The organism is Sphaerisporangium siamense (assembly GCF_014205275.1).
Lineage (GTDB): Bacteria > Actinomycetota > Actinomycetes > Streptosporangiales > Streptosporangiaceae > Sphaerisporangium > Sphaerisporangium siamense.
In genome coordinates, this window is record NZ_JACHND010000001.1 from 7577555 (window position 1) to 7589616 (window position 12062).

Annotated in this window: 7 protein-coding genes; 2 read left to right on the forward strand and 5 right to left on the reverse strand. The window is 71.9% G+C overall.

Annotated elements, in window-relative coordinates:
* Positions 1 to 94: 94 nt before the first annotated feature.
* Entirely contained in the window at positions 95 to 1711 is a 1617-nt protein-coding gene (rny, locus tag BJ982_RS34350) for a ribonuclease Y (protein WP_184887029.1), read from the reverse strand.
* Between the two features lie 463 nt (positions 1712 to 2174).
* Here rny and BJ982_RS34355 point away from each other — a divergent pair, with 463 nt between their 5' ends.
* Positions 2175 to 3140, forward strand: coding sequence for a TIGR03557 family F420-dependent LLM class oxidoreductase (locus BJ982_RS34355; protein ID WP_184887031.1), 966 nt, complete (start codon positions 2175 to 2177; stop codon positions 3138 to 3140).
* Between the two features lie 203 nt (positions 3141 to 3343).
* On the opposite strand, the gene BJ982_RS34360 is transcribed toward BJ982_RS34355, so the two are convergent.
* The 4 genes from BJ982_RS34360 to BJ982_RS34375 form a co-directional block, all read right to left on the reverse strand.
* A complete protein-coding gene (locus BJ982_RS34360; protein ID WP_307784648.1) occupies positions 3344 to 3820 on the reverse strand; it encodes a regulatory protein RecX in 477 nt (158 codons plus the stop codon).
* A gap of 1033 nt (positions 3821 to 4853) precedes the next feature.
* Positions 4854 to 5981 (reverse strand): recombinase RecA, encoded by a 1128-nt coding sequence (gene recA, locus BJ982_RS34365; RefSeq protein WP_184887033.1) that lies wholly within the window; start codon positions 5979 to 5981, stop codon positions 4854 to 4856.
* Positions 5982 to 6156: 175 nt separating this feature from the next.
* Positions 6157 to 6351, reverse strand: coding sequence for a DUF3046 domain-containing protein (locus tag BJ982_RS34370; RefSeq protein WP_184613265.1), 195 nt, complete (start codon positions 6349 to 6351; stop codon positions 6157 to 6159).
* Positions 6352 to 6408: 57 nt separating this feature from the next.
* Positions 6409 to 6897, reverse strand: coding sequence for a VOC family protein (locus BJ982_RS34375; RefSeq protein ID WP_184887052.1), 489 nt, complete (start codon positions 6895 to 6897; stop codon positions 6409 to 6411).
* 134 nt (positions 6898 to 7031) lie between these two features.
* Here BJ982_RS34375 and BJ982_RS34380 point away from each other — a divergent pair, with 134 nt between their 5' ends.
* Positions 7032 to 11936: an ATP-dependent helicase gene (locus BJ982_RS34380; RefSeq protein ID WP_239123199.1), complete on the forward strand. Its 4905-nt coding sequence runs from the start codon at positions 7032 to 7034 to the stop codon at positions 11934 to 11936.
* Positions 11937 to 12062 lie beyond the last annotated feature (126 nt).

The window sequence follows — 12062 nt, forward strand, 5'->3', positions numbered from 1 at the left end:
TCTCGGTGAACCCGAGCCGGTGGTTCCGTGAGCCCAGGCCGGTGGCTCCGTCCAGCCCGGGCCGGTGGTTCCGTGAAGCCGGGCCGGTGGGAGGTCAGCGGGCGAACTCGGTGGCGCGGGACTCCCGGACGACCGTGATGCGGATCTGGCCCGGGTAGGTCAGTTCCTCCTCGACCTGCTTGGCGACGTCCCTGGCGATCACCTGCGCCTGGATGTCGTCGATCGCCTCCGGCTTCACCATCACCCTGATCTCGCGGCCCGCCTGCATGGCGAAGACCTTCTCCACGCCGTCGTAGGACTGCGCGATCTCTTCCAGCCGCTCCAGGCGCTTGACGTAGGCCTCCAGGGACTCACGGCGGGCGCCGGGACGGCTGCCGCTGATCGCGTCGGCCGCCTGCGTGAGGACCGCCTCGACCGTGCGCACCTCGACCTCGTTGTGGTGGGCCTCGATGGCGTGGACGACGTCCTCGTGCTCGCCGTACCGCCGGGCGATCTCGGCCCCGATCAGGGCGTGGCTGCCCTCGACCTCGTGCGTGAGCGCCTTGCCGATGTCGTGCAGGACCGTGCAGCGCTTGAGCATCATCGCGTCGAGGCGCAGCTCGGAGGCCATGATGCCCGCGATGTGCGCCGACTCGACGAGGTGTTTGAGCACGTTCTGCCCGTAGGAGGTGCGGTAGCGGAGCTGGCCGAGCAGCATGATCAGCTCGGGGTGCATGTCGGTGATGCCCAGCTCGACCAGGGCGTCCTCGCCGGCCCGCACGCACAGGTCCTTGACCTCGTCCTTGCTGCGCTCGTAGGCCTCCTCGATGCGCTGCGGGTGGATGCGGCCGTCCAGGACCAGCTTCTCCAGGGTCAGCCGCGCCGTCTCCCGGCGTACCGGGTCGAAACACGACAGGAGCACCGCTTCCGGGGTGTCGTCGATGATCAGGTTGACGCCCGTGGTGGACTCGAACGCCCGGATGTTGCGGCCCTCGCGGCCGATGATGCGGCCCTTCATCTCGTCGCCGGGCAGGTGGAGCACGCTCACCACCGACTCGGCGGTCTGCTCGGTCGCCACGCGCTGCACGGCCAGCGTCACGATCTTGACGGCGCGCTTCTCGCCCTCGCGGCGGGCCTCGCTCTCGATCTCCCTGACGATCAGCGCGGCCTCGCGCTTGGCCTGGTTCTCGATCGTCATGACCAACTCGGCCTTGGCCTGGTCCGAGGTCAGGCCCGCGACCCGTTCCAGGGCCTCGCGGCGCTGGTCCTCGAAACGGTCCAGCTCGGCCTGCCTGCCGGTCAGCTCGGTCTCGGCCTCGGTGAGCTTCCTGCCCTGCTCGGCCTGCCTGCGGGCCTCCTCGTCGAGGCGTTCCTCACGCTCGGCGAGGCGGTGCTCCCTGCGCTCCAGGTCCGACCTCAGCTCCTTGAGCTCCCCCTTGAGGCTGCGGGCCTCGTCCTCGACCTCCTTGCGCATGCGCAGGGCGTCCTCGGCGGCGGCCTCGGCCTTGCGCACCACCTCGCCGGCGTCGCTCTCGGCCCTGACGCGGATCTCCACGCTCTCGCGGCGGGCCTGCTCCAGCTCGGCGTTGACGCCGGCCAGTTCCTCGGGGGATGGGCCGCGCCGGAGAGAGCCGCCGTTGGTGCGCCGTATCAGTACGGCGAGTGCGACAATCGCGACGATCGCCAGCAGGACAACGGCTACCGCCAGCATGATCACGATCGTCGACCCCATGCGCGCCTACCCTCCTCGCGTCGCGAGCTTTGAGCACGCGAGGGCCACACACGCGGCACGGACCACCCGACCGGGCGATTGTTGTTCAGACAAATATGTCCCACGCCCGGACGCACGACATCCGGCCGTTGGGTGTGATCGGTCTTAATCGTCCGTCGTACACCGTTATGGCAATCCGCACTGCGCGGAGTAGCTCCTCACTGTGGTCGAGATTAAGCGTCAGAGAGGTAACGAGCAAGCAAAGTCCGCCCGTCAAAGCCGTCTGGCGCCCTCGGCCGTGGAGGCGGGGCGTCCGGGCCCCCGATGGGACGCCTGGTCAGTCCAGAAATGTCGCCAGAGGGGCGGAAAGTTACCTTAAATAGGTTTACGGGTGGTTTTCGGGCTTTCGTCTGGTCACCCGCCGGGTTGGGAAGATCTTCGGGGCAGGCCGCACGTTCGGCCGGCGCGGGGGTATGGGGGCGCCATGGCACAGATCGGTTACACGCTCATGTGCGAGCAGACCCCCGCCCGCCAGCTCGTCGAGGACGCCGTCGACGCCGAGCGCGCGGGGTTCGACTACGAGATCATCTCTGACCACTACTTCCCGTGGCTGGAGGAGATGGGGCACTCGCCGTACGCATGGTCCGTGCTCGGCGCGGTGGCGGCCCGCACCGAACGCGTCCCGCTGATGACCTACGTCACCTGCCCCATCATGCGCTACCACCCCGCCGTGGTCGCGCAGAAGGCCGCCACGATGGGCGCGCTGTCCCAGGGGCGGTTCACGCTCGGGCTCGGGGCCGGGGAGAACCTGAACGAGCACGTGCTCGGGCGCGGCTGGCCGCCGGTCAACATCCGCCACGAGATGCTCGGCGAGGCCGTCGAGATCATCCAGGCGCTGTTCGGCGGCGAGTACGTCAGCTACCGGGGCGACCACTACACCGTCGACTCGGCCAAGCTCTACGACCTGCCGGACGAGCCCATCCCGATCGGTCTCGCCGCCTCGGGCCCGCAGTCGGTCGACCTGGCGGCCGAGTACGGCGACGCGCTCGTCGCCGTCGACGCCGACCCCGGGCTGGTCGAGCGGTTCAACGCCTGCGGCGGCAAGGGCAAGCCCGTGTACGGCCAGGTCGGGATCTGCTATGACACCGACGCCGAGGCCGCCAAGGAGCGGGCCCACCGGCTCTGGAGGTGGTTCGCCGCCGACTGGAAGGTCCTCGCCGAACTGCCGGGCCCGGTGAACTTCGCGTCGTACGCCAAGTTCGTCCGTCCGGACGACGTGGCGCGGCAGGTCCCGTGCGGCCCGGACCCCGATCAGGTCGTCGAGGCCGTCAAGAAGTTCACCGACGCGGGCTTCACCCATGTCGCCCTCGTCCAGATCGGCGCCGCCCACCAGCAGGAGTTCTTCACCTGGGCGGAGAAAGAACTCCTCCCGCCCCTCCGCGCCCTCTGACCTCACACCGGCTTCCGCGCCTTGCCGGCGGGGTCCGTCCTCGGCGCGCTTGAGCAGGGACCGCACCGCCTCGACGCCGAAGGCTCCCCGCCCTGGAAGCCGCCGTCGACCAGGTCGTACGCCTTGTCGACGAACAGCACGTCACCGAACGCGCGGGCGACCGCCGATCCGCCGAAGTGATCGCTACCGTGCGTACCGGCAGGTCACTCGTCGAAGGTTTCGGGGAGGTCGTCGGTGGACTGGCCTTCGGATTCGAGGGCCTCGCGTACCACGCGGTAGGCCAGGCCGCCGGAGTAGCCCTTGCGGGCCAGCATGCCGGCCAGGCGGCGGACGCGGGCGGCGGGCTCCAGGTTGCGGGTGCCGGGCAGCTTGCGCGCGACCAGCCTGCGGGCGGTCTCCAGCTCCTGGTCGGGGTCGAGCTGGTCGATCGCCTCGCGGACGGTGTCCTCCTCGACACCCCGCTTGCGCAGCTCGGCGGCCAGCGCGCGCCGTGCCAGACCTCGCCCGGCGTGCCGCGAGCTCACCCACGCCTGCGCGAACGCCTCGTCGTCGATGAGCCCGACGTCGGAGAACCGGGAGAGCACGGCCTCGGCCGCGGCCTCGGGAACGTCTTTGCGCCGGAGGGCCTCGGCGAGCTGGGCCCGCGTCCGCGGCGCGAGCGTCAGCAACCGCAGACACACCGCCCGCGCGACCGCCTCAGGATCGGCCGCCGGCCCCTGCGCCGCCGGCGACCCCTCAACGGGCCCGTCGAACCCGAAAGCCCCGCGCCTCTCCCTCCGTCCACGCCCCCTGCGGCCCTCCCTCTCAGGACCGCCTGACGACTCCCGCGCGCCCTCGAAAGGTCCCTCGAACTCGGCCGCGCCCCGCCTCTTCTCCTGCCCACGAGCGCTACGGCTCCGCTGCCGAGAATCCGCAGGCGCCTCCTGCCCTCTACGGCTCCCCTGCCGAGGATCGGCAGGCGCCTCCTGCCCCGCCAACGCCTCGACCGGCCCGTCGAAGCCGGAAGCGCCCTGACGGCCTCGCACGCCCCGGCTTTCATGGTCGTCCTTCTCCAGAACGCCCGACGGCTCCTGCGCCGCCGACTGCTCCTCTAGAGCTTCATCGACCCTGGCCGCGCCCCATCCCTCCCGCTCTGCACGAGCCTCGTCCTGCCTGGGCCTGCCTGTCGGTGGGTCCGTGAACGGTTGGTCCGTTCGGGGCGGATCTGCGGGCCGTGGCGTCGAGCTTTGGGGGGCTTGTGGCACATCCGCCTGGGGGGAGCGGTGAGCGGCGGGCCGCCACGGGCCGGCTTCCGGGTCCTGGCGAAAGAACTCGTGCGTTCGACGAGGCTCTTGAGGACCCCAAGCCGGCACGTCCCCGGACTTGGCCCGCCGCCCACGAGACCGCGCACGCCCGGAAACGGAGTCAATGGGGCGATCGGGCTTGCCGGGGCGCGCGGATTCTTCGGAAGGCCAAGGCTCTGGGGAGTCCTCAGAAGACCGGGGCTCCCTGGATCGCCGGGGCCCCCTAGGCCGTGACTCTCTAGTGCGCCAGGACTCCTCAGAGGGCCAGCCGCCCTCGGAAGCCCCGGAACTCTCAGAAGGCCAGGCCCCCTTGGAAGCCTCTGGCTCTTCAGAAGTCCAAGGTTGCTCGGGCTCCTCGATCCAGGCTCCCCAGTCCCCTGGCCTCAGGTGGCCAGAGGACTCGTCGCTCGCAGGCATGGAATCGGCTCGATCAGACGTCACCCGGCTTGGGGGCCTTGGCACCGCGACCGGTGGGGGCCGAGCCCGCCGTGGCGCCCGCGGCGGCGCGCGCGGACGGAGCGGCGACGGGCGGCACCGCGGGAGCCTCGGCCGGAGTGTCGAGACGCGGCCCGACGCCGAGCTTCTCCTTGATCTTCTTCTCGATCTCGTTGGCGATGTCGGGGTTGTTCTTCAGGAAGTTGCGGGCGTTCTCCTTGCCCTGCCCGAGCTGGTCGCCCTCGTAGGTGTACCAGGCGCCGGCCTTGCGGACGAAGCCGTGCTCGACGCCCATGTCGATCAGGCCGCCCTCGCGGGAGATGCCGATGCCGTACAGGATGTCGAAGTCGGCCTGGCGGAAGGGCGGGGCCATCTTGTTCTTGACGACCTTGACGCGGGTGCGGTTGCCGACGGGCTCGGTGCCGTCCTTCAGGGTCTCGATGCGGCGGACGTCCAGCCGGACGGAGGCGTAGAACTTCAGCGCCTTGCCGCCCGTCGTGGTCTCGGGCGAGCCGAACATGACGCCGATCTTCTCGCGGAGCTGGTTGATGAAGATGGCGGTGGTGCCGGTGTTGTTGAGCGCGCCGGCGACCTTGCGCAGGGCCTGGGACATCAGGCGGGCCTGCAGGCCGACGTGGCTGTCGCCCATCTCGCCCTCGATCTCGGCCTTCGGCACGAGGGCCGCGACCGAGTCGATGACCAGCAGGTCGATGGCGCCCGAGCGGATCAGCATGTCGGCGATCTCGAGCGCCTGCTCACCGGTGTCGGGCTGGGAGACCAGCAGCGCGTCGGTGTCGACGCCGAGCTTCCTGGCGTACTCGGGGTCGAGGGCGTGCTCGGCGTCGATGAAGGCGGCGATGCCGCCGGCCCGCTGGGCGTTCGCGACGGCGTGGAGCGAGACGGTGGTCTTACCGCTGGACTCGGGGCCGTAGATCTCGACGATGCGGCCGCGGGGGTAGCCGCCGATGCCGAGCGCGACGTCGAGGGCGATGGCCCCGGTGGGGATCACCTCGATGGGGGCTCGTGCGTCATCGCCGAGGCGCATGACAGAGCCCTTGCCGAACTGCCGCTCGATCTGAGCGAGAGCAGTCTCAAGGGCCTTCTCGCGGTCGTTGGCTGCCATGGAGTGCCCCCTGGAGGGTGTGTCGAAGTCGTTTCCGTCGCTGGCAAGCTACGGGGTGCCACCGACATTTTCGCGGAGCGGGCCCACGGAGGTCGGCTTGTTTCAATATAGCCGAACGATTGTTCGATCTCAGCCGGACGCGGCGAAGCTCTCGTGCCGGGTCGCGGGAGCGTGATCAGCGAAGACGGGAGTCCACCTCGGTGACGCCGCAGACGGCGCGCCAGACCTCTTTGGCCGAGATGCCGTCGTCCAGGGCCTGGATCACCGTACGGCCTCCGAGCTCGGCGATCACGTAGTCACGCGCCCAGGACTCGGCGTATCTCTCACCGAAGTGGCGGTTCATCCGGTTCCAGAAGTCCGTCAAGCGCATGGTTCCCAGTATGGTCCCCGCTCCGGACGTCCCGGCCACCGCCGCGTCCGGGCCGGCTCACAGGACGCGGGTGCCGTACATCTCGCCGAGAGGATCGGCCAGCAGTTCCAGCCGGGCCCCGTCGGGGTCGCGGAAGTAGATGGAGGCGTCGCTCTCCAGTTGGTACGGGACGGCGGCGTCGTCCAGCTTGCCGCGGAGCCTCTCCCACGTGCCGCGCTCCACGGAGATCGCGATGTGGTGCAGGCCGCCGAGCACCTCCTTGTAGGGCTCCAGGTCGAGCCCGGGGAGGTCGAAGAAGGCGAGCAGGTTGCCGTTGCCGATGTCGAAGAAGAAGTGGCTCGACCCTTTGTAGTCCCGGTTCTCGAAGATCTCGGTCAGCGGGAACTCCAGCAGGTCCTGGTAGAAGGCGACGGTGCGCTCGACGTCGGAGCAGATGAGCGCGAAGTGGTGCAGGCCACGCGCGCTGCTCTCGGGCCGCCGCGCGTGGAGGTGCCGTTCGCGGATCCGGTCGCGGGTCGCCTCGATGGCCGCGTAGTCGATGTCCATATTTCAGGTGACTGCCCCGCGGCGGCAGATGTCAAGATTCGCTGATATTCGACTGCGCAAACAATCCGTGGTGCGAGGGCCGCCGGGTCAGGGGCACGCACGGTTTTGTCGGTGGCAGGTTGCATGATGAAGCGGTGACCGGATCCGCGCTCGACCACTTCACCCAGGTGACCAGGCAATGGTTCACCGGCGCCTTCGCCGCGCCCACGACGGCGCAAGAGGGCGCGTGGCAGGCGATCGCCCGCGGTGAGAACACTCTGGTGGTGGCTCCGACCGGCTCGGGCAAAACCCTGGCCGCCTTCCTCTGGTCCCTCGACCGTCTGGCCGCCGAGCGCGCCGCGGCCCCGCCGTCCGGCGCGCCCTCGGCCGGCGGGCGCGAAGCCGACCACAAGCGCCGCTGCCGGGTCATCTACGTCTCGCCGTTGAAGGCGCTCGCGGTCGACATCGAGCGCAACCTGCGGGCCCCGCTCGCCGGGCTCAAGCAGACCGCCCGCCGCATGGGCCTGCCGGTGCCCGAGATCTCGGTGGCGGTGCGCTCGGGCGACACCTCCGCCGAAGATCGCCGCCGCTTCGCCGCCCACCCCTCCGACATCCTGATCACCACGCCCGAGTCGCTCTACCTGATCCTCACCAGCCAGGCGCGCGAGGCGCTGCGCGGCGTCGAGACGGTCATCGTCGACGAGGTCCACGCGGTGGCGGCCACCAAGCGCGGCGCCCACCTCGCGCTCACGCTCGAACGGCTCGACTCCCTGCTGCCCGCGCCCGCGCAGCGGGTCGGTCTCTCCGCCACCGTGCGCCCGGTGAGCGAGGTCGCGACGTTCCTCGGGGGCGCCCGGCCGACGACGGTCGTGCAGCCGCCGTCGGAGAAGGTCATCGACATCGACGTGGTCGTCCCCGTCGAGGACATGACCGAGCTCGACCCCGCGCCGCGAAGGCCGTCCGCCGGGGACGGCTCCGAGGGCCTCTGGGAGCCGGAGCCCGCGCCCCGGCGCTCCATCTGGCCCCATGTGGAGGAACATCTGCTCGGCCTGATCGGCTCCCACCGTTCGACGATCGTGTTCGCCAACTCCCGGCGCCTTGCCGAGCGGCTGTGCGCCCGGCTCAACGAGCTGGCCTACGAACGCGCCGAGGGGGCGAGCCCCGAGGGCCCGCCTCCCGCCGGGAGCGTCCCCCCGGCCCTGTCCCCGCCCGCGCTGATGATGGCGCAGGCCGGGTCGTCCGGCGGCGCCTCCGCCGAGATCGTCCGGGCCCACCACGGCTCGGTCTCCAAAGAGGAGCGCGCCCAGATCGAGGAGGCTCTGAAGTCCGGCCGTCTGCCCGCCGTGGTCGCGACCTCCAGCCTTGAGCTGGGCATCGACATGGGCGCGGTCGACCTGGTCGCCTGCGTCGAGGCGCCGCCCAGCGTGGCCAGCGGCCTGCAGCGCATCGGCCGCGCGGGGCACCAGGTCGGCGCGGTGTCCAAGGGCGTCATCTTCCCGAAGTACCGCGGCGATCTGGTGCAGACCGCCGTCGTGGCCGAGCGCATGAAGGCCGGTCAGATCGAAGAGATGCGCTACCCGCGCAACCCGTTGGACGTCCTGGCCCAGCAGATCGTGGCGATGTGCGCGCTCGACGAGTGGACCGTCGACGACCTGGAGACCACGATCCGCCGCGCGGCCTCGTACGCCACCCTGCCGAGGAGCGCGCTGGAGGCCACGCTCGACATGCTGGCCGGCCGCTACCCGAGCGAAGAGTTCGCCGAGCTGCGCCCGCGCGTCGTGTGGGATCGGGTGACCGGCCGCGTCACGGGCCGTCCCGGCGCGCAGCGCCTCGCGGTCACCAACGCCGGCACCATTCCCGACCGCGGCATGTTCGGGGTCTTCCTGGCCGGGGCCGACACCGGGCGCGGCGGCCGCCGGGTGGGCGAGCTGGACGAAGAGATGGTCTACGAGTCCCGCGTGGGCGACGTCTTCGTGCTGGGCGCCACCTCCTGGCGCATCGAGGACATCACCGCCGACCGCGTGCTCGTCACCCCCGCCCCGGGGCAGCCCGGCAAGCTGCCCTTCTGGCACGGTGACACCCCTGGGCGGCCCGCCGAGCTCGGCCGGGCGCTCGGCGCCTTCCTGCGCGAGCTGTCGCGGGGCGAGACCGGCCGCCTGGCCGAGGCCGGGCTCGACGCCTTCGCCGCCGGCAACCTCCTCGCCTACCTCGCCGAGCAGCGCGAGGCCACCGGATACGTCCCCGACGACCGCACCATCGTGGTGGAGCGCTTCCACGACGAGCTGGGCGACTGGCGGGTCGTCGTGCACACGCCGTACGGGGCTCGGGTGCACGCGCCGTGGGCGCTGGCGATCGGGCGGCGCCTGCGCGAGCGCTACGGCATGGACATCCAGGCCATGCACTCCGACGACGGCATCGTCCTGCGCATTCCCGACACCCAGGACGGCGCGCCGTCCGACGTCGCCGTCTTCGATCCCGACGAGCTGGAACAGATCGTCGTGGAAGAACTCGGCGGGTCGGCGCTGTTCGCCTCGCGGTTCCGCGAGTGCGCGGGCCGGGCGCTGCTGCTGCCGCGCCGCAATCCCGGCAGGCGGTCGCCGCTGTGGCAGCAGCGCCAGCGGGCGGCGAGCCTGCTCGCGGTCGCGAGCAAGTACGGCTCGTTCCCGATCGTCCTGGAGACCATGCGCGAGTGTCTGCAGGACGTCTTCGACGTGCCGGGGCTCCTCCAGATCATGCGGGACATCGCCGCGCGGCGGGTGCGGGTCGTCGAGGTCGAGACCGCTCAGGCCTCGCCCTTCGCCAGCTCCCTTCTGCTCACCTATATCGGCGCCTTCATGTACGAAGGGGACGCTCCGCTGGCCGAGCGGCGCGCGCAGGCCCTGGCGCTCGACACCCGCCTGCTGGCCGAGCTGCTCGGCGAGGCCGACCTGCGCGAGCTGCTCGACCCCGATGTCGTCGCCGACACCGAACGCGAACTCGCCCGGCTCGGCCGTCCGCTCCGCGACGCCGAGGACCTGGCCGACCTTCTCAGGACGCACGGCCCTCTGCAGGCCGAGGACGTCACGATCCGCGAGGGCGATCCGTCCTGGCTGAGTGATCTGGAGGTCGCGCGGCGCGCGATCCGGGTGCGGGTCGCCGGGGTCGAGCAGTGGGCCGCCGTCGAAGACTCGGCCCGGTTGCGGGACGCCCTGGGCGTGCCGCTGCCGGTGGGCGTGCCGCACGCCTTCCTCGAACCTGTGGCCGATCCGCTCGCCGACCTGCTGGCCCGGCACGCCCGCACGCGCGGTCCCTTCCTCGCGGCCACGGCGGCGGCGCGGTTCGGCCTCGGCGTCGCGGTCGTGGCCGACGGGCTGCGGCGGCTCGCGGCGTCCGGCCGGGTGGTGGCGGGTGAGTTCCGGCCGGGCGGCTGGGGCGAGGAGTGGTGCGACGCGGGCGTGCTGCGGCTGCTGCGGCGCCGTTCCCTGGCCCGGCTCCGCAAAGAGGTCGAACCGGTCCCGCCCGAGGCACTCGGGGTGTTCGGGCCCGCCTGGCACGGCGTCACCGACGGGCGCGCCGCCCGGGGCATGGACGCCCTCGTGCACGCCATCGAGCAGCTTCAGGGCGCCGCCGTGCCGGCCTCCGCGCTGGAGACCCTCGTGCTGCCGAGCCGGGTGCCCGGGTACGAGCCGGCCCTGCTGGACGAGCTGACCGCGTCCGGCGAGGTCATCTGGTCGGGGCAGGGGTCGCTGCCGGGCGGGGACGGCTGGGTGGCCCTGTTCTTCGCCGACACCGCCCCGCTGCTGCTGCCGCCTCCCGCCGAGATCACGCTCACTCCCCTGCACGAGAAGGTGCTGGAGGTCCTGGGCGGGGGCGGGGCGCTGTTCTTCCGCGACCTGTCGAGCCGGGTGGGGTCCATGGACGACACCGCGCTCGCGGGCGCGCTGTGGGATCTGGTCTGGTCGGGGCGGGTCTCGGGGGACACGCTGGCGCCGCTGCGGGCGGCGCTCGGGTCCGGGCGGCCCGCCCACCGGGCGACGTCCACGCGCCGGCGCAGGGCCGTGCTGCCGACCCGGTCCGGGCCTCCGACGGTCAGCGGGCGCTGGTGGCTGCTGCCCGAGCCGTCCGCGGATCCGACCCAGCGTGCCCACGCGCGGGCCGAGGTCCTCCTGGAGCGGCACGGCGTGGTCACCAAGGGCGCGGTCGCGGCCGAGCGCCTCACCGAGGGGTTCGCCTCGGTGTACCCGGTCCTGCGCGCGTTCGAAGAGACGGGGCGCTGCCGTCGCGGCTACTTCGTCGAGGGCCTGGGCGGCGCCCAGTTCGCCCTCCCCGGCGCCGTCGACCGCCTCCGCGCCCTGGCCACCACCCTCACCACCCCCCCGCACCGCACCCACCCCGACCAGCCCTCCACCTCCCACGCCTCCCCCGAGGCCGACCGGACCGCCGACTCCGGACGGCCGGCGACCTGGTCGTCCGCCGGCTCACCGCCGTTTCCGGACCCCGGTGCCGCGCTGGCCCGGTACGCCGAGTTCAACCAGACGAGTCCGCCGAGCCCACACGCGCGACATGGCGATGCCGACGCGCGGCGTTCACGGGAACACCCGGATGCGCGAGACCCCGGAGAACACTCCGGCGAGCACCCCGACATGCGGCGTTCCGGTGAGCAACCTGGCGGCCGGGGCACTGGGAAGCCGGTTGACGCGCGGCGGTCTGGGGAGCGGCGGGCGGTGGTGTTGGCGGCGACCGATCCTGCCAACCCGTACGGCGCGGCGCTGGCGTGGCCGGAGCACCCGGGCGAGGTGGGTCACAAGCCGGGGCGCAAGGCGGGCGCGCTGGTGGTCGTCGTGGACGGCCGTCTGGTGCTCTACGTCGAGCGCGGCGGCAAGACCCTGCTGTCCTTCGCCGATGACGAACGCCTGCGCCCTGCCGTCGACGCCCTTGCGCTGGCCGTACGCGACGGCGCCCTCGGCAAGCTCACCGTCGAGAAGGCCGACGGCACGGCGATCATCGACTCTCCCCTCGCCACCGCCCTGGAAGCCGCCGGCTTCCACCCGACCCCCCGCGGCCTCCGCCTCCGCGCCTGACCCTGGTGACGACGGGTCGTGGCGCAGGACCGCCCACCCGACAGGCCGTCGCACAACGCGGCCTCGCCCGGTCGGCCCGCGGTGCGAGATCACGGCCGTCGGGCGACACTCGCCGCGGTTCGTCCC